At 63.7% G+C, this 22,710-nt stretch carries 17 protein-coding genes and 1 pseudogene; 4 read left to right on the plus strand and 14 right to left on the minus strand.

What is annotated here, in order from left to right:
* Nucleotides 1-30: 30 nt before the first annotated feature.
* The 8 genes from arcC to ACVI1L_RS06190 form a co-directional block, all read right to left on the minus strand.
* Nucleotides 31-990: a carbamate kinase gene (arcC, locus tag ACVI1L_RS06155; protein WP_168855340.1), complete on the minus strand. Its 960-nt coding sequence runs from the start codon at nucleotides 988-990 to the stop codon at nucleotides 31-33.
* On the minus strand, nucleotides 974-2,515 hold the full coding sequence (gene fdrA, locus ACVI1L_RS06160; protein WP_456782519.1) for an acyl-CoA synthetase FdrA: 1,542 nt from the start codon (nucleotides 2,513-2,515) through the stop codon (nucleotides 974-976). Before fdrA ends, arcC begins: the two co-directional genes overlap by 17 nt.
* Entirely contained in the window at nucleotides 2,512-3,762 is a 1,251-nt protein-coding gene (locus tag ACVI1L_RS06165) for a YlbE family protein (RefSeq protein ID WP_316393931.1), read from the minus strand. Before ACVI1L_RS06165 ends, fdrA begins: the two co-directional genes overlap by 4 nt.
* Nucleotides 3,763-3,772: 10 nt before the next feature.
* The gene (locus ACVI1L_RS06170) at nucleotides 3,773-3,964 is read right to left on the minus strand and encodes a hypothetical protein (RefSeq protein ID WP_076826933.1); all 192 of its coding nucleotides are present in this window, start codon (nucleotides 3,962-3,964) and stop codon (nucleotides 3,773-3,775) included.
* A gap of 103 nt (nucleotides 3,965-4,067) precedes the next feature.
* Entirely contained in the window at nucleotides 4,068-5,069 is a 1,002-nt protein-coding gene (locus tag ACVI1L_RS06175; RefSeq protein WP_456782520.1) for a DUF2877 domain-containing protein, read from the minus strand.
* A gap of 31 nt (nucleotides 5,070-5,100) precedes the next feature.
* Complete coding sequence (locus tag ACVI1L_RS06180; RefSeq protein ID WP_456782521.1) at nucleotides 5,101-7,635, minus strand: branched-chain amino acid ABC transporter ATP-binding protein/permease; 2,535 nt, start codon at nucleotides 7,633-7,635, stop codon at nucleotides 5,101-5,103.
* On the minus strand, nucleotides 7,632-8,507 hold the full coding sequence (locus tag ACVI1L_RS06185) for a branched-chain amino acid ABC transporter permease (protein ID WP_456782522.1): 876 nt from the start codon (nucleotides 8,505-8,507) through the stop codon (nucleotides 7,632-7,634). The genes ACVI1L_RS06180 and ACVI1L_RS06185 overlap by 4 nt, the downstream gene beginning before the upstream one ends.
* A 40-nt stretch (nucleotides 8,508-8,547) precedes the next feature.
* Entirely contained in the window at nucleotides 8,548-9,756 is a 1,209-nt protein-coding gene (locus tag ACVI1L_RS06190; protein WP_371852122.1) for an ABC transporter substrate-binding protein, read from the minus strand.
* Between the two features lie 19 nt (nucleotides 9,757-9,775).
* Here ACVI1L_RS06190 and ACVI1L_RS06195 point away from each other — a divergent pair, with 19 nt between their 5' ends.
* The 3 genes and pseudogenes from ACVI1L_RS06195 to ACVI1L_RS06205 all read left to right on the plus strand — a co-directional run bounded on the left by ACVI1L_RS06195 (nucleotide 9,776) and on the right by ACVI1L_RS06205 (nucleotide 13,060).
* Nucleotides 9,776-10,903 carry a polysaccharide deacetylase family protein gene (locus tag ACVI1L_RS06195; RefSeq protein ID WP_168855413.1) on the plus strand — a complete coding sequence of 376 codons (1,128 nt, stop codon included), beginning with the start codon at nucleotides 9,776-9,778 and terminating at the stop codon, nucleotides 10,901-10,903.
* Nucleotides 10,904-10,958: 55 nt separating this feature from the next.
* Nucleotides 10,959-12,199: pseudogene (locus ACVI1L_RS06200) on the plus strand (amidohydrolase family protein).
* Between the two features lie 84 nt (nucleotides 12,200-12,283).
* The gene (locus ACVI1L_RS06205; protein ID WP_233475250.1) at nucleotides 12,284-13,060 is read left to right on the plus strand and encodes a TetR family transcriptional regulator; all 777 of its coding nucleotides are present in this window, start codon (nucleotides 12,284-12,286) and stop codon (nucleotides 13,058-13,060) included.
* A 54-nt stretch (nucleotides 13,061-13,114) separates the two neighbouring features.
* Here the strand turns inward: ACVI1L_RS06205 and ACVI1L_RS06210 are convergent, their stop codons facing one another.
* Nucleotides 13,115-14,707, minus strand: coding sequence for a gamma-glutamyltransferase family protein (locus tag ACVI1L_RS06210; RefSeq protein ID WP_456782523.1), 1,593 nt, complete (start codon nucleotides 14,705-14,707; stop codon nucleotides 13,115-13,117).
* A 233-nt stretch (nucleotides 14,708-14,940) separates the two neighbouring features.
* Between ACVI1L_RS06210 and ACVI1L_RS06215 the strand changes: the two genes are divergently transcribed.
* The gene (locus tag ACVI1L_RS06215; protein WP_456782524.1) at nucleotides 14,941-16,506 is read left to right on the plus strand and encodes a winged helix-turn-helix domain-containing tetratricopeptide repeat protein; all 1,566 of its coding nucleotides are present in this window, start codon (nucleotides 14,941-14,943) and stop codon (nucleotides 16,504-16,506) included.
* A 230-nt stretch (nucleotides 16,507-16,736) separates the two neighbouring features.
* Here the strand turns inward: ACVI1L_RS06215 and ACVI1L_RS06220 are convergent, their stop codons facing one another.
* The 5 genes from ACVI1L_RS06220 to wecB form a co-directional block, all read right to left on the minus strand.
* The gene (locus ACVI1L_RS06220; protein WP_057017408.1) at nucleotides 16,737-17,180 is read right to left on the minus strand and encodes a hypothetical protein; all 444 of its coding nucleotides are present in this window, start codon (nucleotides 17,178-17,180) and stop codon (nucleotides 16,737-16,739) included.
* Nucleotides 17,181-17,264: 84 nt separating this feature from the next.
* Entirely contained in the window at nucleotides 17,265-18,245 is a 981-nt protein-coding gene (locus ACVI1L_RS06225; RefSeq protein WP_057017407.1) for a WecB/TagA/CpsF family glycosyltransferase, read from the minus strand.
* A 4-nt stretch (nucleotides 18,246-18,249) separates the two neighbouring features.
* Nucleotides 18,250-19,239: a glycosyltransferase gene (locus ACVI1L_RS06230; protein ID WP_063790092.1), complete on the minus strand. Its 990-nt coding sequence runs from the start codon at nucleotides 19,237-19,239 to the stop codon at nucleotides 18,250-18,252.
* 4 nt (nucleotides 19,240-19,243) lie between these two features.
* Nucleotides 19,244-21,451, minus strand: a complete 2,208-nt coding sequence (locus ACVI1L_RS06235) for a GumC family protein (RefSeq protein ID WP_456782525.1) — start codon at nucleotides 21,449-21,451, stop codon at nucleotides 19,244-19,246.
* Between the two features lie 12 nt (nucleotides 21,452-21,463).
* A complete protein-coding gene (gene wecB / locus ACVI1L_RS06240) occupies nucleotides 21,464-22,681 on the minus strand; it encodes a non-hydrolyzing UDP-N-acetylglucosamine 2-epimerase (RefSeq protein WP_082653799.1) in 1,218 nt (405 codons plus the stop codon).
* Nucleotides 22,682-22,710 lie beyond the last annotated feature (29 nt).

Below are 22,710 nucleotides of genomic sequence, written 5' to 3' on the forward strand. Positions count from 1 at the left end.
CATTGGTGCCGCCATCGCATTTGACGAACGCTAGGGAACTATGTGGGTCCCGGTCTCGCCGGTCAGCGCGCCCATTGCGCAATTAAGATGGCTGATGATCGCGCGCTTGCCACCACCTTCGAGAAAGCGGATGGCGGCATCGACCTTGGGCCCCATGCTTCCCGGCGGAAAATGGCCCTCGCGATGATAGGCCTTGATCTGCGCCAGGCTGACCTGATCCAGCTCCCTCTTGTCGGGCTTGCCAAAATTGATCGCGACGCGGGGCACCGCGGTCAGGATCAGCAGTTCCTCGATGCCAAGCACGTTGGCGATATGGGCCGAGGTCAGATCCTTGTCGATCACTGCCGGCACGCCGGTGCGCACGCCCCGTTCGTCGCGGATCACGGGCATACCGCCGCCGCCGCCTGCGATGACGATCGTGCCGCGCTTGACCAGCGCGTCGACCAGCGAAATGTCGCAGACATGTTTGGGTTTCGGAGACGGCACGACATGGCGCCAGCCACGCCCGGAGTCCTCGCGCATTTTCCAGTTCAACTCGGCGCTGATGCGCTGGGCTTCCTGCTCGGTGAAAAACGGTCCGACGAACTTGGTCGGATTGGCGAAGGCGGGATCGTTGGCGTCGACCTCGACCTGGGTCAGCAGGCTGGCGACGTGCCGGCCGTTGCCATGCGCGCGCAAGACGTTCTCAATCGCCTGCATCAGAAGATAGCCGATGCCACCTTGGCTGTGCGCGACGCAGATGTCCATCGACATCGGCGGGATCCGGCTCATCGTCAGCATCTGGCGCATCATGATCTTGCCCACCACCGGCCCGTTGCCGTGGGTGATCACCAGTTCGTTGTCGAGTTCGGCGAGCGGCAGCAGCGCCTCGGCCGTATGCTGGGCGACGGCCTTCTGCTCGTCCGAGGTGCCGCTGATGTCTTCGGGGTGGACGGCATTGCCGCCGATCGCGATCACGAGACGGCGCGGGACCTCATTGAGTGTTCGCATAGCGCGGCATCCTGACGTCGTTGACGGAAAAAGCGAGAGCAAGGTCGCAGGCCTGGGCATTCGACGGCGCCACCACGATGCCGGCGTCCTCGAGCAGCCTGATCTGCGCCGAACGCAACTGGCGATCGAGCTCGGTCCCCGTCACCGACGCAACCAGGACCGGCGCGTCATCCGCGCGGCCCGCCACGACAGCCGCAAGATGCGCTGCCGGATTGTCATGTGCGCCGTATCCGATCACGAGATCGAGCAGGATGACCGCGACCGCGGGATCGACCAGCGCCGCCCGCAAGGCATCGTCGCGCACCGAGGGATCGATCATCGGATGCGGCCGGCCCTGGGTATATTCGTCGGCCCCGAGGTCGACGATGCAGTCCCTCCCCTGCGCTTCCGGGTCGCTGAAATGCGGGACGCTGGGAATGGCGGCATTCGATGCCACCTTGCGACCGCCCGCGGCAAGGATCACCTGAGCCTCGGCACAGAGGGTGCCGCCGGCGAACAGCCCTTCGATGCGCTGCGCCGCCTTGCGTCGCGGCGGCAAACGCGCAGCCACGGCGGCAGCGTCGAACTTGCCGCCAATGCTCCGGCCGTTGCCGAGGGTTTTCTCGGCCGCTTCCCTCAACGTACCGGCAAAGCGTGCATTTGACGGCAGATCCGCCGAGGCGGCGCCGATGAAGCACACCGTGTAGGGCTTCGAGCTGTTTCCGATCCGGCCGAGCACGGCCCGGGCGACGTCCGGATGCGGCGGCTTGGAGATGAGCACGACGCGATCGGTCTCGGGATCGGCATCAAGGGCGTCGATCGCCATCAATGTCGTGATGCCGCCGATCTCCTTCTTCAAATCCCGTCCGCCGACGCCGATAGCGTGGGAAATGCCTTCGCCCGCCTCGGACAGCAGGCACGACACCTCCTGCGTCCCGGTCCCGGATGCGCCGATGATCCCAATCCTGCCGCGCTTCAGTCGGTTGGCGAAGGCGAGCGGCGCGCCGCCGATGACCGCCGTGCCGCAGTCCGGCCCCATCATCAAGAGGCCCGCTTCGCGCGCCTGCTGTTTCAGCGACAATTCATCCGCAATCGAGACATTGTCGCTGAACATCAGGACATGAAGTCCGCGGTTCAGCGCCTTGCGCGCTTCCGCCGCGGCGAACTCGCCGGGAACGGAGATCAGGGCGAGGTTGACGGCGGGTGCGGCCTTGACGGCCGCGGCAATGCTGCGCGGCCGCCACGCTGCTTCGCCGGTGCTGCTCGTCTTGGGACGGTCGAGCGCCTTTTGCGCTTCGGCAAGCGCGGCACGTGCCGCCGCTTCGCTTTCGGCTTTGATTGCTAGGATCAGATCATTGCCCTGCGCGATCACCTCGCCGTCGAGCAATCCGGCGTTGCGCAGGATCGCCTGGTTGGACGGCGTGCCCATCATCAGCGCGGCTTCGACGACGCCCGCCGCCGACGCGACCTCCCGCGACAACCGCATCAACGCCACCGAGTCGAGATAGAAGCCCTTGCGAATTTCGTTCAGGACAAACGCGCTCATGACACCCCCAGATCTTCCGCAATGGCGAGGACGGCCTGCCGGAAGCAGGCCATCGGCGCCCGCACCACGCCGGCGCCGACCTGGCCGATGCCGGGCTCGCGATGCGCGATGCCGGTGTTGATGACCGGTGCAAGGCCGGTATCCACCACCAGGCGAACGTCGATGCCGGTCGGCACGCCGGCAAAGTCGAGCGCGGGGATCGTCCATTCCGGATTCTGCCCGACGGTGATTTCACTCATTGCCCGCGTGAAATTGCCCGCCGACGACGGTGCGCCAGCGCCGATGAAGCCGGCAACTGCCGGAGCTGCTGCCATCGCGAAGCCACCAAGCCCGACCGTCTCGACGATCGCAGAGTCGCCCATGTCGGGATTGGCATCCTTGCGCGAATAGCCCGGGAAATAGAGCCCTTCCGGCATTTCCACCGGCGCCGTGAACCAGCGATCGCCCAATCCGCTGACGCGGACCCCGAAGTCGGTTCCGTTGCGGCACATCGCGGTCACCACCGTCGAACCGCGAATCCCGCTGGCGGGATCGGTCAGCGCCTTGCCCATCGCCATCGCGATGTTGAGAAAGAACTGATCGTTCTGCGCGATGAAGCCAATGCAGCTTGCGAGAACCTCGTTGTCGCTCGAAGTGCGCGCCAGCGCCGACCCGATCTCGCGCAGGAACACGCTGGAGCAAGCCAGGTTGCGCTGGTGCATTTCGTCGCCCATCGAGAGCCCGCGCGCGATGATCGCCTTCAGATCGATCCCGCCATGCGCGCGGATCGCCCTGGCCAGCACCGGCCCGAATACGTCACGCAGCCAGCCGAGGCGGGCCAGCACGCTATCGTCATTGCCGCCGAAGCGCATGACCTTGCCAAGGCCCTCGTTGATGGCGCAGTAGGCGCGGTTGCCGTATTTGACGTTCTCGACGACGAACACCGGCATGGAGACCGTGGTCATGCCGGTCATCGGACCGACCGCGCCGAAATGATGGTTGGGGTGGAAGGCGACGCCGCCGCCGGCCGCGAGTTCGAAGGCGGCTTCAAGATCCGGAGCCCAGCCTTCGAACACGATGGCGCCTGCCACCGCGCCACGCATCGGACCGCACATTCGGTCCCAGGTGATCGGCGGCCCGGCATGAAGGATCATGCGTTCCTTCAACCCTTCCAGCACGTCGCGTGCCGGAACGATATCGATCAGCCTGGGCTCACCCTCGAGGATGCGGGCCAGCGCCTGCTTGTTGGCGTCTTCGATCAGCTTCATGGCTGCGCTCTCACGTACCGAGCTTGGCGAGCAGTGCCGCCATTTCGGGATCGCCGTCGGCGGGCGGCGTCCAGTCGACCTGCACGACCTCGACATCGCAGTCCCGCAAGTCCTTCACAAAGCCTGCCAGCCCGACGTTCACCACGCTTGGCTTGCTCATCAACAAACGCCCGCTCGGCGTCCCTTCCTGCTTGGTCACCACTTGCGGCCTCCCGAGATCCGATGCATCGATCTTAGTAAGAAGATTTTTACTTTGTCAAACACGCGCGACCAGTCGTCCAATTCCCGTCGCGGCGCATGATCGTCTAGGCCCCTGCGATTGATCGCGTCGGCGGGCCGTTGCCGGTGAGGCCGGCATGATGCAGCGCGCTGTCGTTGAGCAGCCGGCACTCGATCGCGCGCAACACCATCAGCGCACCTGCAAACGCATCCAGTCCAGAGCTTTGCCCGATCCGCGACAGCGCCGCGACCGCGGACTTGATACGATCGACCCGTCCGCCAATCGTCGCGTCGATGGCTTCATGGAGCGCCGCCGCCGCGAAGCCGAGCACGGCACTGTGCAGGTGGGCGGCACTGATCTGATTGGTCCGGCCGAGATGCGCGCGACAGGTCTTCCACAGCGCGTCGCGCGTCGCGAGACGGCCGAGGTTGGCGAGCGCGACCAGCGCGCCGCCGATCAAGTCGTCGCCGGATGGCGTGAGCCCGGGACCAAGTCCGATCAATTCGACGATCTCCGGGTAGTCACGCGGTACGCATCGCTCTCCGCGAAGCCCGGCCTCGATCAATTGCTTGAGCGCGGCGAGCGCCGGCGCCGCGGCAGCGAGCACCCGCGACGGCCTTGTGGGCGGCTCCGCGCCACCCGAGGCGGCCAGCCCCTGCTCGACCGGCAAGCGAAGCCAGACCTGATCGACCATCGCAAGCCCTGCCCGCAAACTGTCGAGCGTCCATTCCGGCGAAGGCGGCGGCGCCCATACGGAGGCCGTCTCAAAACCGGCAAACCGCATACCGTCGACGAGCAGCATCGTGTCGACGATCGCAACCTCTTGTCCGGGAACGAGCAGCCGCGGCTCGATCCCGGTGCACCGAAGATGCAGCGGGCCGGAGCCGAGGTCTTTGACACCGATGCAGATCCAGCAATCGTCGAGCACCGCATAAAGGCTGCGCTCGAACACCGCCGCAATACGGCCGCGCCGTCCGCTGCGCAGCGCGCGGCGCGCAAGCACGCCGACCTCGATTACGGCACCGCCGTCGAATCGTTCAGACACGGGCGCGCCGGGCAGGTCGCGAAACGTATTGCCTGGCCGCATCACACCGATCTCCTGCTGCGCAACCATGGCGTCAGGACGTGAGCACGGCGGTTCGCGGCACGCTACTCCCGTGGGCCTCTCCGCCGAGATAGGCGGCTTCAAGCGAGGGATCCTCCGCGATGATTTCGGCCGCACCGCTCTTCAGGATGGTGCCGGTCTCAAGCAGATAGGCCCTGTCGGCAAGCGCAAGGGCTTGCCCGGCCATCTGGTCGACCACGATCAGGGTCATCCCCTCCACGCGAAGCTGCTCGAACGAGGCGAACAACTCGTCGACGACAAGCGGCGCCAGTCCAAGCGACGGCTCGTCAAGCATGAAGACCTTGGGCGCGGTCAGGAGCCCACGCGCGACTGCGAGCATCTGCTGCTCGCCGCCCGACAAAAGGCCCGCGCGATGGTTGATACGCTCCTTCAGGCGCGGAAAGCGGGCAAACATCGCGTCGATCTCCGCGTCGAGTTCGAGACCCTTGCGTGCGAAAGCGCCGAGCTGCAAGTTCTGCCGCACCGTCAGCTCGGGAAACACCTGCCGTCCTTCGGGTACCAGTACGATGCCGGCCCTGGCGCGGATATGCGCCGGCATCTTGTCGACGCGGGCGCCGGACAGCCGGATCTCGCCGACCGACCGCGGTGGTTCGAGACCGGCAATCGAGCGCATCAGGGTGGTTTTGCCCGCTCCATTGGCGCCGAGTACGGCGATGGCCTCGCCGGGCGCGACGGCAAGGTCGATCCCACCGAGCGCCCGCGACAGGCCATAGAAGGCATCGAGCGTGCGGACTTCGAGCGCCGTGCCTTGTTTCGCCGGGCGCGTCGCGCGGCGCCGCTCACCCGACGGCGCATCGCCGAGATAGGCCTTGCGGACCAGCGGATCGTTGCGGATCGCCGCCGCATCGCCGATCGCGATGCGCTTGCCGCCATCGAGAACGACAATGAGGTCGCTCAGCGACATGATCATCGGCATGTCGTGCTCGACGATGATGACCGCGATCCCGGTCTCCGCGATGCGACGGAGCAGAACCGTCAGCCGCTGCTTGTCGCCCTTCGAAAGACCCGCGGCCGGCTCGTCGAGCAGCAGGATCTTCGGGCGCAGCGCGAGCGCCCTCGCGATCTCGACCAGTCGCTTCTCGCCATGGGGCAGCGCGTCCGCGCGTCTACTCAAATCGCCGTCGACACCCGCAAAGCGCAACAGCGACCGCGCAAGGCGCTCCTGCGCGTCATTGTGCAGCGCCGACACGACGTTGCCGAGCTTGCCCGCCGTCACCGCCAGCAGGACGTTCTCGATGATCGAGAGCGAGCCGAAGAGCTGCGTCGTCTGGAACGTTCGCGCCACTCCGACACGCGCAAGCTGGTGCGACGGCAAACCGGTGACGTCGCGGTCGCCAAGCTTCACGGTGCCGGATTTCGGACGGTAGAAGCCGCAAAGCAGATTCAGCGCGCTGGTTTTCCCCGCACCATTGGGGCCGATGACGCTGATTACCGTGCCGGGTTCGGCGGTAAACGAGACGTCCTGCACGGCGCGGACACCGCCGAACGAGATCGAGAGGTTTGCGACGTCAAGACGCGACGCGCTGCTGGTTCCGATGCTGAGGTCGGCGACCGGCTCGACGGCCCCCGCGCCCGTATCGGCCTTCGATCCCGCCGGCAGGAACCTTGCAGCGAATTGCTCGATCAGCCCCATGATGCCCGAGGGCGCGACCCGCAGCACGGCGAAGAGCAACACGCCAAAGGCAAGCAGACGATACTCCGCGAGATCGGACAGCATTTCCGGCAGCAGCACGACGAGCGCCGCCCCGATCACCGGCCCCAGCGCCGAGCCGGCGCCGCCGACCATGACGCCGAACAGCAGCAGGATCGATTGCAGAAAGGGGAACGAACTTGGACTGATATAGCCCTGGAGGGGCGCAAATAGCGCCCCCGCCAACGCCATCGCTGCCGCCGAGATGATGAACGCCACGGTGCGGACCCGCACGAGATCAATGCCGATCGAGCGCGTCGCAACCTCGGTGTCGCGGGCGGCACGCATGGCGTAGCCCCAGCCGCTGCGCTTCAAGCGCTCGAACAGGATGAGGCCGGCGAACACCAGCACGACGCCCGCGATCGCCAAATGCCGCTCCGACAGCGGAAAGCCGAACACCTCCGGCGGCGCGGTCAGGATCAGGCCGTTGCCGCCGCCCGTGAGGTCGCGCCACTCGATCGTGCCGTGCTCGACGATGAAGCCGAAGGCGATTGTCACCATCGCGAGATATGGACCTCGCACACGCAAGGCCGGCATCGCGAGCAGACCACCGACGACGCTGACAAGAGCAATCGCTGCAGCCGTCGCCGCAAGATAGGGCCACCCTGCCTTCTCCATCAGGAGCACGGTCGTATAGGCCCCGATCGCCATGAAGCCGATGTGGCCGAGCGAGATCTGCCCGGCGAGACCGAGCAGCACGTTGAGGCCGATACAAGCGATCGCCGTCAGCGCGATGGTCGCGACCAGGAATACGCCGTAGTTGTCGGCAACGGCGGCATAGAGGATGGCGGCCGCGAGTGCCGCGACGGCGGCGAGAACGGAGACGCGAGAGGTCATACCTTTTTCACTCCGGCTCGGCCGAGCAGCCCGTGGGGGAGGACGACAAGAATCGCGATCACCGAGGCGAATGTGATGATCTGGGTGTAGACCGACCCCAGACAGTTGGTCGCGAACACCTCGATCAGGCCGAGGCAGAGCCCGGCCAGCATCACGCCCCAGGCGCTGCCGAGACCGCCAATGATCGCCGCCGCGAAGGCCTTGATGCCGAACAGCGTGCCCATTTCCGAGGACACGTTGAACAGGGGCGCGATCAGCAGCGCCGCAACCCCGGCCAGCATCGCCGAGACCGCGTAGCTTGCCGCGATGGCGCCGCTGACGTTGATGCCCATCAGCCGCGCGGCGTTCGGGTTCTGGACCACCGCGAGCATGGCGACGCCGTGACGCGTCCTGCGACTGAGCAGATGAAGTGCCAGCGCCAGCAGCAATCCGACCACGGGAATCAGGAGTTGCAACGGATAGACCCCCGCGCCCTCGACGATCTGGATCGGCTTGGCCGCCAGGACGGACGGAAAGCTGCGCGGCTCCTTGCCGAAGACGAACATCATCACATTGTCGACGATGATGCCGACCGCAACGGTCGCCATCAGCCAGTTGTCGGAGCCGCGCTGCACGAATGGCCGAACCGCAAAGCGCTCAATCAGCAGGCCATAGACCGCGCAGACGAGCAGAACGGAGGGAATGCCGGCCGCCGCCGGCCAGCCCCACAGCACGAGGAAGAAGTAGCCGGCAACGGCTCCCAGGGTCATCGAGCTGCCCTGGGAGAAATTGACCGTGCCGGAGACGGCGTAGGTAACGTGGAAGCCAAGCGCAAGCAGCCCGTACATGCTCCCAAGCGCCAGTCCTGTTATCACCGCGGGAAGAAATGACATCGATGACCACCCTGCTTGTTTGTCGGACGATCTCGCGCGGTCAGTTCCGTGCGAACGGCATGATGTGGTTGTCCTCGAACCGCGCCCAGATGTAGTCGCCCGCCGTCAGCGCATCGTGCTTGTCCTGCGCGAACGGCTTCTCGTAGGTCTTGATCAAGCCATCCACGCGATCGATGGCGTAGAAGCCGTCACGGACGGCGGTCGGTTCGGTGCCACCGGCCTTTTCGATCGCTCGCGCAATGACCAGGATGGAGTCGTAGGCGTTGGCCACGCCAACCGCCGGCGTCACGTCCGCAGGCCCCTTGATGTCCGAATACTTCGCCTGAAGGGCCGACATCACCCGCTTGCCGACCGGCGACAAGTTCCCGAAGAAGCTGTAGGTCTGGACGAAGATCACGTTCTCCGCGCTCGGCCCGGCGAGCTCGGTGAAGCGGCCGCCGGCCGGCCCCCAATGCGAGACGATCGGCGGCGCCCAGCCCATACGGTCGAGCGATTTCACCACCTGGGAGGACGGTCCGACGTTGCCGACCAGGTAGAGCGTATCGGCGCCCGCCTGCTTCAGCCGCGACAGCTGGGAAACGACATCGACGTCGTTGCCTTCAAACTTCTCGACGCCGGCAGGCTCGATTCCTGCGGCCTTCAATGCCGCCTTCAGGCCATGCTCGTTCGACTCGCCCCAGGGATTGTTGACCAGGATGAGCCCGGGCTTCTTCGCATTGTACGTCTTGCGCGAGAACTGGACGATCGCCTTATCGACCTCATCGTCCATGGCCGAGACGCGGAACACGTAGTTGGACGGGGCGCCGTTCCGCGTGATGTTGGTCCCGGCGGCCCATGGCACCACGAACGGCACCTTGACGTTGTTGACGAACGGCACGATGGCGAGCTCGACCGGCGTGTCGAGGCCGCCGACCAGGACCGCGACCTTCTCGCGCTGAATCAACTCGCGCGCCGCGATCAGCCCTTTGGCCGGATTGCTCTCGTCGTCGCGGCGGACGAGCTCGAGCGGACGTCCGAGCACGCCGCCCTTCGCATTGATTTCCTCGATGGCGATCGTCGCTCCGCGGGTGAGCGCCTCGCCGGCGCGCGCCGACTGTCCCGACAGGGCGGTCACCAGGCCGATCTTGATCGGTTCGGCCGCGCGCGCGCCGAACGCGAACGGCAACGCGGCCAGCAGGATCGTCGCAGCGGCGTGCCAAGCCGGCCAACGACGCGCAGGTCCGGACGAAACTATGCTCCTGAAGTTCATGTTCGGTGTTCCTCCGCTGATGGCGGCCTCGGCATCGAAGCCGCCAGTTCCTCCGCTGCCGCTTATGCGCGGACTTGACGGAAGTAAAAACTTTCTTCAAAAATATTCCGATGTCAAGCGAGCGATCAACCGCGCGGGGAAAATTCCGATGGACCCAAGGAATGTCGAGGCCGGCGACGTGTTGATCTCGATCGCGGAAGATGGCGACCGCCTGTCGCGCAGGGAAGCCGTGCTGCGCTCGGATTCTGTCGGACCGGTCCTCGCCGCTCACGGACGCTATCGCTACAGCGCGATCGGGCAACGCCCGGATTTCAATTGGCCGCAAGGGCGGCGGCTTGCCGTCTACGTCGGTCTCAACCTCGAGCATTTCGCATTCGGCGACGGGCTCGGTGCCGAGCTCTGCCCCGGCGGTCCGCATCCGGACGTCCTCAACTATGCCTGGCGCGACTATGGCAACCGTGTCGGCGTGTGGCGCCTGATCGAGCTGTTCGACGAGCTGAAGCTGCCGCTGTCGGTGCTCGCAAACAGCAGCATCTATCACTACTGCCCTGAAGTCATGGAGGCATTTCGCGCCCGCGGCGACGAAATTGTCGGTCACGGCCGCACCAATTCCGAGCGCCAGGGTGTGCTTGCGCCCGACGAGGAGCGGCAATTGATCGCGGAAGCGACCGATGTCATCGCGCGAGCCGAAGGGCGGCCGCCGCGCGGCTGGCTGGGGCCCTGGATTTCGCAATCACAGGTCACGCCCGATCTGCTGGCCGAAGCAGGCTACGAGTACCTGCTCGACTGGTGCATGGACGATCAGCCGGTGTGGTTCTCGACGCGGAACGGCGGCCGCATCCTTTCAGTGCCTTATCCGCAGGAGTTGAACGATATCCCTTCGATCGTCGGTCGCAAGGACTCCGGCGAGCAGTTCGCCGCCATGATCACCGAGACGTTCGAGGAGATGCTGGCACAGTCGAAAAGGCAATCGCTCGTCATGGGAATTGCGTTGCACCCCTATCTGGTCGGCCAGCCGCACCGCCTACGTCCGCTGCGGCGCGCCCTGCAGACAATCCTGGCGCGGCGTGACGAGATCTGGATCACCACCGCCGGAGGTATAGCCGCATTCTCGCGCGCGCTGCCCGATGGCATCGTCCCAACATGATGAAAACGAATCGGGCCCCGATCGCCTCGCCATTGCGACGAACCGGAGACGACCAGTGAGCACTGCCGACACGCTGTTTCGAAACGCCCGATTGGTCGATGGGCGCACCGTCGATATCGCCGTGCGCGATGGCCGCATCACCTCGATCGCGTCGCAATCGCCGGTCGCGGCCGGCGAAACCCTTGATCTGGCCGGACGCCTGGTGTTGCCGGGGCTGGTCGATGGTCATATCCACCTCGACAAGGGCTTCGTCGGCGACGATTGGAAGTCCCACCGCCCCTGCACCGCCGGTTTCAGCGTGCGCGAGCGCGTCAAGTTCGAGAAGGAGGCGCTTGCCGGCGCGAGGCCGATTGCGGTGCGGGCGGCCGCGCTGATCGACCTCTGCGTCGCGCACGGCACGACCTGGATGCGCAGCCACGTCGATATCGACCTTCAGGTCGGGTTGCGCAATCTCGAGCAGGTCATGGCGGCGCGTGACGCGCACCGCGACAAGGTGTCGGTCCAGATCGTCGCCTTTCCGCAAAGCGGCATCGTGACGTCGCCGGGCGTGGCCGGATTGCTCGACGAGGCGGTTCGCGCCGGCGCGGACCTGGTCGGCGGCCTCGATCCGGCGGGTTACGATGCCGACATCGACGGGCATCTCGACGTCATCTTCGGCATTGCCGATCGGCGCGGGGTCGGCATCGACATTCACCTGCATGACGGCGGCTTGCTCGGTATTTTCGAGATCGAGAACATTGCACGTCGGACCAAGGCCCTCGGGCTCGGCGGCAAGGTCACGATCAGCCATGCCTATGCGCTCGGCGAGGTGCCGCGAGACGTGGTTCAGCGCACCGCGCAGCTGCTCGCCGAGGCCGGGGTCGCGATTTTGACCAACGCGCCCGGAGCGCATGCGTTTCCGCCGGTGTTGCTGCTGCGCGATGCCGGCGTCAATATATTCGCCGGCATGACAACATCCGCGATTCCTGGTGGCCCTACGGCGACGGCGACCTCCTGGAGCGCGCCATGATCGTCGGCTACCGCTCCGGCTTCAGCACCGATGCCGACCTGGCGGCGGCCTTCGACATGGTGACCACCAACGCCGCGCAGGCACTCGGCCTCCCGGACTATGGGGTGGCCGAGGGCGCGGCGGCGGACTTCGTCGTGATCGACGCCCAGCACGTGCAAGAGGCCGTGGTGGCCCGGCCCAGGCCGCGCGACGTCTACAAGAATGGGCGCCTCGTCGCGCATGGCGGCACGGTCGTGACGTCGGCGCGTGGATGTGGAGACCGGAACATCGGGAAGGTTACCCCTTGACGAGCCACCGCAATAGCGATCTCAATCCCGCGAGCCTGCACGGCAGGGCCCCGCATCCCGTTGAACATGATGGGCGGGGGCATATTGTCCGCGCTGGGCTCGTACAACCTGAGAAAAGCTTGTCCCGTGACTGAAACGACAGCATCGACCAGCCCGGCCCGCAGCGCCACACGCGGCAGACGGGCACGCGATTCCGCCTTGACCAAGGAAGCGATCCTGCACGCGGCGACGTTCGAATTCTGCCGCAACGGCATTGGCGGAGCTCGGGTTGAAGCCATCGCGAAACGCGCCAAAGCCAACATGCGGTTGCTGTACGCCTATTTCGGCGACAAGAACGGCCTTTATCTCGCCGTGCTCGAGCACGTCTACACCGAGATCCGCGCGGCCGAACAGCAACTCAAGCTCGACGACCTCGATCCGGTCGCGGCCATGCGCGAGCTGATCAACTTCACGTTCACCTTTTTCGGAGCGCACCAGAACTATATCGCCCTGATCAACAATGAGAACCTGCAGCGTGGGCGTAACCTGCGCAAATCGCGCAAGATCGCCGACCTCACGCTACCCTTGGTCGCGAGCATCGAAAATATCCTTCGCCGGGGCCTTGCGGTCGGGCCGTTCCGCAGCGACGTCGATCCGGTTCAGCTCTACGTCACGATCACGGCCATGAGCTATTTTCATGTCTCCAACCGCTACACGCTGTCGGCGATGTTCGACAAGGATCTGGGAGAGCCGGACTGGCTGGAGAAACGTCGCCACCACGCGCTGGACGTGATCATGACCTGGTTGACGGCGACGGCGGCCGCAAGCGAGGGAAAACGGAAACCGTCCGCAGCCAGAACACCGGCCGGCGCCGCACGCTAGCTCGCGCGCGGCAAATTCCGAACAGTCTGCGGGTGAGCGCTAAGGGTGCTCGCTTCACCGGGCAGCGACGACGCCGTCGCTGCGGGGATCGCTGGCGCCCTCAAGCAGTCCATCCGGGTGCCAGACGATTGCGCCGGCGTGGCCCATGAATTCCTCGAACGCACCGACCACCTGGATGTCGTGGCCGAGCGCCCGCAGCGCGTCGACGACGGCAGGATCGAAACGCGATTCGATCTTGAGATTGTTGTTCTCCTCGCCCCATGTGCGACCGAGCAGCCAGCGCGGCGCGGTCACTGTCGACTGAAGGTCCTGACCGTGCAACGCGTAGCGGGTGAAGATCGCCGCCTGGGTTTGCGGCTGCCCTTCGCCGCCCATCGTGCCGTAGGACAACAGCCGGCCGTCGCTGAGTTCAGCCATTGCGGGCTGAATGGTGTGGAACGGCAGCCGCCCAGGTTCCAGGCGGTTGATATCGGTCTCGGCGAGACCGAAGCTCGTCCCACGGTTCTGCCAGGTGACCCCGCTTTGGGGCAGGATGACGCCCGAGCCGAACTCCCAATAGATGCTCTGAATGAAGCTGACGCTAAGGCCGTTCCGGTCGGTCGCAGCGAGCCAGACCGTATCGCCCTGGGCCGGCGCGTCAGGCCAGCGCGCTGCATGATCGACGGCGACCGTCTTTTCGAGCGCCGCAATGGACTCGTCGGTGAGAAACTCGGCCGCCGACCGCGCCATGTAGTCGGGATCGGTCACGTAGCGATTGCGGATGCGGAACGACGCCTTCGTGCTCTCGACCAGCCGGTGCAGATGATCGACCCCGTCCGCCTCCTTCGCCATGCGCCGGGCATAGAGCGCAAGAATCAACAGCGAGGCCAGGCCCTGCGTCGGCGGCGGCATGTTGAACACCTTGTGCCCGGCCACATCGACCGACAGCGGTGTCACCAGCGTGGCTTGATGCTGCTCCAGATCGAATAGGCGGAGCGGGCTGCCGAGCCGTTCGAGATCAGCGGCCATCGAACGCGCCAGGTCGCCGCGATAGAAATCGGAAAGGCCGGCTTGCGCCAGCTGCCGCAACGTGTCTGCCACGCGCGGCTGCCGCAACCGCGCGCCGACTGCAAGCGGAACGCCCTGCGGCAGATAGACATCGGCAAAGCCCGGCACATCCTGCAGCTCAGCGCGCTTCTTCGAGGTGTTGTCGTGCAGGGTCTGGGTCACGGCGACGCCATCGGCGGCGTAGCCGATCGCAGGTTCGAGCAGCCGCGACAGCGGCATGCCCCCCCCATGGCGATCGCGGCTGAGCTCATAGGCCTTCTGCCAGCCATCGACGGTCCCGGCGGCGGTGAGTGCCGCGAGCGGTCCGCGGCTTGGGATGGTGCTGCAGCCATGCTCGCGATACCAGGCGCGGCTGGCGGCCTTCGCCGACCGTCCGCACGCCTGGATTCCGACAGGTGCAGAGCCCGCCCGGCCGACCAGCCAGAAACTGTCGCCGCCAAGGCCGTTCATATGCGGATAGACCACCGCGATCGTGGCAGCAGACGCAATCATCGCCTCGACCGCATTGCCGCCCTCGGAAAGGACGGCGAGCCCGGCCTGCGCGGCAAGGTGATGCGGCGCGGTCACCATTCCGCTATAGCTTCGCTTGGTCTGCAGCATGAACGCGTTCTCCGAAAACTGCGGTTTGTAATAATATTCTTACTTACATTGTCAAGCGGCCGTCGCCTGGCCGCGGCGGCCGCGACCGGCTGGCGGAGGTACCGCGGGATCGAGGCGAAAGCGGAAATCGGCCGCGCAAAGCTGCGCGTCAGCGGCAGCGGGGCGGGTCGCCGGATTCTCGGAGGTCCTGAATCTGTTCCGAAAAAGATGCAAAAAATGTAGTCTCCCGAACCATGGCGACGATCCACGAATTCGGCCCCTACCGCCTCGACGCGGAAGCCGTGATGCTGTTTCGAGAGTCCGAACCGGTCGCGCTCGGGCGGCGCGCGGTGACGCTGCTTCGGCTGCTTGTCGAGCAGGCCGGAACGCCGGTTTCCAAGGACACATTGATGCAGGCGGCGTGGCCGGGACTTGCGATCGAGGAGAGCAACCTGACGGTGCAGATCGCTGCTCTGCGGCGGGTATTTGCCGACGTCGAGGGCGGTGCGACCTGGATCGAGACCCTGCCGCGCCGCGGCTACCGTTACGTCGGGCCACTGGTCGCTGCCGAATCCGGCGCCGGCCTGCCCACCTCGCCGGCACCGACGGTGCCGGATGGGCCGTCGCTTGCGGTGCTGCCGTTCTCGAATCTTAGCGGCGATGCCGCGCAGGAATATTTTTCCGACGGAATCACGGCAGACATCATCGCCGAACTTTCGCGCTTCCGCTCGCTGTTCGTTGTCGCCCGCCACTCCAGCTTCGCCTACAAGGGCAAGACGCCCGAGATCAAGCAGGTCGGCCGCGAACTCGGCGTCAGGTACGTGGCCGAAGGAAGCGTGCGCAAGATCGGCAGCCGGATGCGGGTGACCGTCCAGCTTCTCGATGGCGCCAGCGGTTACAATCTCTGGACCGAGCGCTACGACCGCGAACTCGAGGACATCTTCGCCCTGCAGGACGAGATCGTCCGCGCAATCGTCGCAGCCCTTCCGGGCCGGCTCGAGGACGCCGGCCGCGAGATCGCCAGACGCAAGCCGACCCCGAGCATCACCGCCTATGACCTGGTTCTGCTGGGCAACGAGCGGTGGCGTCAATTGACGGTGAAGGGCATGGCGGAAGCCAGGCAGTTTTTCCGGGACGCCGTCGCGCTCGATCCGCAATATGCCCGTGCTCACGTCAACATTGCCTGGACTATCGTCTGCGACGTGTTTCTCGAATCGCCCGGCATGGCGAAGCTCGACGACGCGCTGAGCGAGATCGAGACCGCGCTCGACATCGACGGCGGCGACGCCTGGGCCCATGGCGTCTTCGCGCAATTGCTGTTCCTGCGCCGCGAGGACGCCAAGGCCGAAATCCATTTCAGCCGGGCTCTCGCGCTCAATCCAAACGACGCCGACGTCGCCGCCGTTTTCGCGAACATTCTGGTCTACTGGGGACGGTGGCGAGAGGCCCTCACATGGATCGGTGCGGCCAAACGACTGAATCCCTTCCCGCCCAATCTGTACCACTGGTACCACGCGCTCGCGCTCTATTCGGGGCGCCAGTACGATGAAGCAGTCAAGACGCTGATGGAGGCGCGATCCCCCGACCGCTGGTCGCACAGTCTGCTTGCCGCCTGTTATGCGCAGATGGGTCGGCACAGCGAAGCGCGATCCGAAGCCGAAGCGTTCGTCACGGAACGTTGTCGAGAAATGAGCGCGAACGGCGCAACGCCGCCAGCGAACACCCTCGATCTCGTTCGAGCACGGGCCGAAAGGTACAGAATTTCTGCCGAACGCGAGCACTTCCTCGACGGCTTGCGCAAAGCCGGCTTATCCGGCTGAGCCGTAGCGAGGGTCACAACAGGCTCTTCGAAATTGACCGACAGCGGTGCTCCGCCTCGGCTTGCTTCAACCTCAAACTTCTGAGCCGCCGCTGCTGTCTGGATTGTGCAATGGTGGAGGATCGACGCTTGGCGTGGCGAGATTCATAGCCCGTGGTAGCGGGGGAGCGCTGCCGCCATTCCCAACACTCAGAAAAACGCCTCCAATGCGCGCTGTGCGGAAGCAGCTCTTCATAGAGGTCGAGGACGAAGGGGAGCGTCTCCGCGGAAAACCGCAGCCCCCGATCTTTGAATCTTTTGGATCTGGCCTGGGATCAGCTCAATCTGAGGAGATCGAGCATTGGAAAACTCCATGAAGGCGTCTGAGGTTTCGAATATTTGATTCACGAGCCCGCGATGCTCTGGTTCAATGATGGAGTAAATATCGGGTTTGTCGCACCTCCACCATCCTGACCATAGTTCCGCTTTCTTCTCATTGGGATCAAAAATAAGGATGAGCGCCCCTCCGTCCTCATAGATGAGCTCGGCGGGCACGCAGCCGTGTTTGATCAGCGTTTGCAGAACGTGGCAGAACTCATACCCAAATACGTACACATCAGGCTTTAGCTTAACGACTATGGGTTGGTCTGCGTTATCGTACCCGAAGGAATCGGTACTGCTTGGCGGTTTAATCACTTTGATGCTTCCCGCGCTTGCGCCATGAAGCGAATCGCTTAGCCGCCTGCTTGGATCAGTGATCCTGGTCGGTCAGCCGATACATCAGGCGCTCACCTCGATACCCTTGAGAGCATTAGCCGTCCGTGCCCGACGCTCTGAGATACGTCGCTCTATGCCGCGCCGGCGATCGGGTATCGGAACCTGCGAATCCCGCACGTTGCTCCTTCGCCGGACAAGAATTCGCCGATCAGCTACCCTGCGTTCCGTACCCACTTTTCGGTCGTCTCTCCGCACCACGCTTGCCGATCCGGCGATCGCTCTTCCCGGACGGACGGCGTAAGCCCTGCGCGCCACCACTTCGCGGAGCGCCAGCCAGATGAACTCGCTGTTGGTGGAAAGATATCGCCGCCATAACTTGCGCGGCTCCATCATCAGGCGCCAGAACCACTCGAGACCGAGCGATTGGAATAGCCGAGGAGCGCGCCTGATAAAGCCGGCCAAGACGTCGAAGCTGCCGCCGACCCCCAGAATGACGGGAACTTGCAGCCGATCCCGATAGCGTTCACTCCATACCTCCTTGAACGGGGACGGCAAGCCGATAAAGAGAATGTGGGCGCCGCTGGCTCGTATCTCATCGACGATAATTTCGTGCTCGTCCGGACCGAAGTAGCCGTTCCGAAAACCAGCGATCTTCAGCTGCGGAAAGCGCGCCTCGCAGACCCGCACGAGCTTTTCGACGACTTGCTGGTGCGCCCCTAGAAAATAGACACAAAGTCCGTTGGACGCGGCCCCCCTTAAAAGTCCTTCCATCAGATCGATGCCGGCCACGCGTTCCGGCATGTGTTGACCTGACGCTCGTATTGCCCAAACCACCGGCATACCGTCCGCCACCGTCATATCGGCCGCGGAACATGCGTGCGCCAACTCCACGTCTCGCCGCATCATGCAGAGATGCGACGCATTGATCGTCATCACGACGTGAGAACTGTTCGAGCGGAGACAGATATCGACACAGCGCTGCGCCGCCTGATCGAGCGTAACCGCATCAAATTCGACGCCCAATAGGCTCGCGTGTTGCTTCATCTGCTCAACTCCCCTGCGGCGATTGCCGGCTGGCTTGCCACCGAGCCACTTGCTCGGCGTCCAGGCGAGCCGTGGCAGCTCGTTTACCCAGTCTCAGGCACGCGTGCTGATACGTACGAAGAAAACGTCTGAACTCGGGGTCATTATAGCGCGGCAACCCCTTTGCCCAGCTGCTGAAGTAACCCCAAAGCATCGCGATGCTTCCGATGAACATTGGGTGCGCGCGAAGACGGGAAGCCGCCACCGCCAGATAGTAAAACGGCGAAGTGCCCATGAAATACTGACCGAAGCCAGCACGAATTCTGCCTGCCCAGATGCTCTTCTGGCTGGCCCCTTGCGGACGAAGGTGGACGAACCGGATTGGCTCTGAATCGACGCTCTCCGCGATCCAGCCCAGCATTCTGGCGCGGTGGCAATCGATGCCATCCCACATGACTTGTCGCACGAATCCTCCGATCTGCTCGAAGCACTCAACCCGATAGAATTTCGTCATCCCAACCGACATTTCGTCGCCGCAGACCTCGGGCACGAGATCACCGGTTTGGGGATGAACGAACCAGGGTTTGCCTGAGGTCGTCCCGATACGTGGATTATCCTCCATTCGCTGCATCAGCAGCTCGAAGTAGCGAGGCGGCAGGTCGAGATCCATATCAAGCTTGCACAAATAGCCGAAGTCGCCGAGCGACACTTGATCGAGACCATCATAAAACGCCTCAATCACGCCGGGCCCTACCCGCCGATGGCCTCGGTCATGGCGGCGCACGACGCGCAGATAAGGCAACCGCGCCGCATACTCTTCCAGAATCCGTGGCGTCTCGTCGGTGGATCCGTCGTCAACGACGATCCACAGCGCAGGCGGCACCGACTGTTCAGCCACGCTGTCCAGCGTACGGCAGAGATAGGCTCCCTCATCGCGGCAGGGCGAAATCAGCACATACCTGCGCGGCGTGGCGTTGTGCGGAACACCTGAAGCGCGCCTGTCAAGCTCGTCCACAGGTCTACTCCCGGTAATATCCTTCGGACCTGACGCCATTTCTTGCCTCGATGGTTCTAAGCTCGACGGGATCGATCTGGTTGAGCACAATGGTCGACACGCGCTCACGGATGAGCTGCGTTACCGACAACGCTTCGAGCACGCTCGTGCGCTTGGTCTGACCGGATTCCACAACGAAGACGAACTCATCGATGAAGCGCTCGATCAGCCTTGCATCGACGACCGACATGATCGGCGCCACCTCCACCACAATGTAGTCATAGGACTTCCGTGCGACGGCGAGCAGGTTTTCCATTTCCCGCGAGCCCAGGAGTTCAGCAGCGTTGGGAATCCGAAGCGCGCAGGCATTCGGCAGGACATCCAGCCCCGAATGCGGTCGCTTGCAAACAAACTCGCCAAGACGGGAGGGATCTTCCAGCGCTTCGAAAAGCCCGACCTTCGCATCCGGGGACAGTGCAGTCGTGAGATTCCGGAGATGAAGGTCGGCATCGATCAACAGCGTGCGCGATCCAGAGGACGACAATATGAGCGCGGCAAGATTGGCGGCAACGACAGTCTTTCCCTCTTTCGAAACCGCCGACACGACGCCGATGACTTTGCCCCCGGTCGAGGCGGACGAACGGTCGAGCATCGCCTTCACATTGCGAAGACCTTCCGCGAAGCGCGAGAAGGGGGCAGCAAGGACATGCTCCTCGATTGGTAATTGACCAGCATAGACGAAGGGCAGTCCGATGCACCGCATTTCGGTCACCTGTTCGACGGCCTTGGGCGTACGGAACACATCCGCCATCCATTCACGTCCGAAGGCAGAGCCTATGCCGAGAAACAGACCGAGAACAATGCTGCCTGCCGCCACGACGAGGGTTTTCTTGGAACTCTTTGTCAGCGGCGGAACCGCTCTCGTGATGATCTGCGCACTTTGGGCCGGAAGCGTCTCCGCCTGCGCCGCCTCGATCTCCTTATGCTTTTGCAGGAATCCGCTATAGAGATTGCGCAGCGCCTCGGCAGCGCTCTCGAGTTCGCGCAGCTGGCTTCCGGTTTCCGCGGAAAGCTTCGCGGCGGTGTCTTCGAGTTCAGTCTGTCGTGCCCTAGCGACTTCGTATTCGCTGGCGTAGGAATCGGTAATGCGCCCCTCGTCGGACCGAATGGCGGCGTCAACGCCGTTGAGCTGCGCACGAAGCTTGACGACAGCCGCGTGCTTGCGACCGACGCGAGCTTCCATCTCCGCAAGCCGAGACGCAAGATCGCGCTTTTGCGTGCGGAGACGTGCAAGTTCGCTGTTGTTGAGTGCGAAGTTGATGACCGCCGCTCGCTTGTCGTTGAATAGCGCGTCCGTCGACACGGCCGACGGAATCCCGTTTGCCTCTGTCCGCTTGATCCGGTCGAGACGCTCCTTTGCTTCAACTGCCGCGAACTTGGCATTCATCAGCAGGGTATTCAGACTTGCCAGGAGCTCGGTATCCTGAGCGCCAGTGCTGCTGAGATTGTTAGCCGTCTTGAAGTCCTGCAGCGCCTTGTCAGCATCGGCCACCTGCTTCTTCAGCTCGATCAGCCGCTCCTGCAGCCACTTACTCACCTTCTGCGTAGATTTCAGCTTTGCGTCCTGCAGGGACGCGAGATAGCTATCCACGATTCCGTTGGCGATCTTCGCGGCCTTCTCCGCGCTCTGCGACTCGACCGTTACGTTGATAACGTTCGCGACATCCTCACGTGCAACAGTCACCCGCTTCAGCAGAGATTCGAGCGCCGCTCGTTCAGCGGCTGCAGTGGCTTCCGCCGTGCTGGAGTTCCCGTCTGTGGCGCTGCCAAGTGCAGATCGCCCGGCAAACTCGCCATCACTGGCCAGACCCAGCGAGCGAATAACCGGAAGCAGGACCCTGTCTGATGACAGTACGTAGAGCTGACTGCCGACCTCCACTTCATCCATCGTCGGCTGATCTACGATCTTGTTCGTCTGCAGATAACGATTGAGACTTCGATCGATGAGGATGCGTGCACTGCTCTTGTAGGGCGCCTTCATGACCACAACGGAAGCCACGGCAACCGCCAGCCCAATCAACAGCCCGATAACGGGCAACCGCCATTCGCGGCGCAGAACGTCGACAATGTCCCATAAGCCGAAAGCGGGACGGCCCGCCGCAGGCGGACCATAGTCTTCCGCAAGCGGCTGGCCGTATTCCTGAATAACCAATTGATTGGTTCTGGTGTCCATGGCTTCGTTTGATCAGTGGGCCGGTTGGGGAACCGGCGACGGCGGTTTCGTATGCATCTCGGCATTCGACAAAAGATTGACGCTCGCTATGCCATCAGCTGGATGTTTCGGCCGACGGACATTCAGAAGATCATGCACGATCAGTTTGCTGGCGCGTCCCTCACCGAACGGATTGGCACCGAGAGACATGGCTTCGTGCTCCGCTGGCACATCGAGCAGGCGCTCGACGCCTGCAACAATGCGAACCGGGTCGGTGGTGACCAGGCGAGCGACGCCGGCGTCAACGGCCTCCATGCGCTCGCTGGTATCTCGCATGACAAGCACGGGCTTCCGAAGCGCCGGCGCCTCCTCCTGAATTCCACCGGAATCCGTGAGGATGAGATACGAACGCGTCATGAGGTAGACGAACTCGGGATAGTTAAGGGGTTCGATCAGGAAGATATTCGACGCATCGCGGAGATGGTCGAACACCGGCCCGCGCACGTTCGGATTCAAATGGACGGGATAGACGATCTGAATATCGTCCCGCCGACTGATCGTCTTCAATGCCTCGCAGATTTGCCGGAACCCGGATCCAAAGCTCTCGCGCCGATGTCCAGTCACGAGGATGAGCCGCTTCGAGGTATCGAGCCATGAGTATTTCGCTTCAAGCGACCGACGAAGCTCGCCCGGTTGAGAGATATTTGAAGCCATACGAAGCAGTCCGTCGATCACGGTATTGCCGGTGACAATGACGGCGTCTGGCGGATACCCCTCCTTCAGCAGGGCAGAACGCGCCCGCGACGTCGGTGCATAATGCCTCGTCGTAACGACGGCAGTGACCCGCCGATTGGCCTCCTCCGGCCATGGACTCATGAGATTGCCGGTTCGCAATCCCGCTTCGACATGCCCGACACTGACCGACCGGAAGAACGCGGCAAGTGCAGCCGCCGTACTGGTTGCGGTGTCGCCCTGTACAAGAACGTAGTCCGGATTGTAGTCGGCGATGATCGGATCGATTCCGGTCATGACCGCACTGAACACTTCGCTCAACGACTGGTTCGGTCGCATGATGTTCAGGTCGTAGTCAGCCTTCAACGAGAAGGCCGACATCACATCATCGAGCATCTGACGATGCTGGCCCGTCACGCAGACGCGCGTATCAATTCCTTCTGCTTCGCCCAGCGCAAGCACAAGCGGTGCCATTTTGATCGCCTCTGGACGAGTACCAAATACGCTAAGAATACGCATGAACCCCGACGCCGCCTGTGTTCAATGAT

This window comes from Bradyrhizobium sp. USDA 4516 (assembly GCF_054055915.1).

Coding starts and splice junctions, on each gene's coding strand:
- ACVI1L_RS06175 (WP_456782520.1), bottom strand. CDS start 5,069: ATGCGGCCAGGCAATACGTTTCGCGACCTGCCCGGCGCGCCCGTGTCT.
- ACVI1L_RS06195 (WP_168855413.1), top strand. CDS start 9,776: ATGGCGGCCTCGGCATCGAAGCCGCCAGTTCCTCCGCTGCCGCTTATG.
- ACVI1L_RS06210 (WP_456782523.1), bottom strand. CDS start 14,707: ATGCTGCAGACCAAGCGAAGCTATAGCGGAATGGTGACCGCGCCGCAT.
- ACVI1L_RS06215 (WP_456782524.1), top strand. CDS start 14,941: ATGGCGACGATCCACGAATTCGGCCCCTACCGCCTCGACGCGGAAGCC.
- ACVI1L_RS06235 (WP_456782525.1), bottom strand. CDS start 21,451: ATGGACACCAGAACCAATCAATTGGTTATTCAGGAATACGGCCAGCCG.
- ACVI1L_RS06185 (WP_456782522.1), bottom strand. CDS start 8,507: ATGTCATTTCTTCCCGCGGTGATAACAGGACTGGCGCTTGGGAGCATG.
- fdrA (WP_456782519.1), bottom strand. CDS start 2,515: ATGAGCGCGTTTGTCCTGAACGAAATTCGCAAGGGCTTCTATCTCGAC.
- ACVI1L_RS06190 (WP_371852122.1), bottom strand. CDS start 9,756: ATGAACTTCAGGAGCATAGTTTCGTCCGGACCTGCGCGTCGTTGGCCG.
- ACVI1L_RS06180 (WP_456782521.1), bottom strand. CDS start 7,635: ATGACCTCTCGCGTCTCCGTTCTCGCCGCCGTCGCGGCACTCGCGGCC.
- ACVI1L_RS06225 (WP_057017407.1), bottom strand. CDS start 18,245: ATGAAGCAACACGCGAGCCTATTGGGCGTCGAATTTGATGCGGTTACG.
- arcC (WP_168855340.1), bottom strand. CDS start 990: ATGCGAACACTCAATGAGGTCCCGCGCCGTCTCGTGATCGCGATCGGC.
- ACVI1L_RS06165 (WP_316393931.1), bottom strand. CDS start 3,762: ATGAAGCTGATCGAAGACGCCAACAAGCAGGCGCTGGCCCGCATCCTC.
- wecB (WP_082653799.1), bottom strand. CDS start 22,681: ATGCGTATTCTTAGCGTATTTGGTACTCGTCCAGAGGCGATCAAAATG.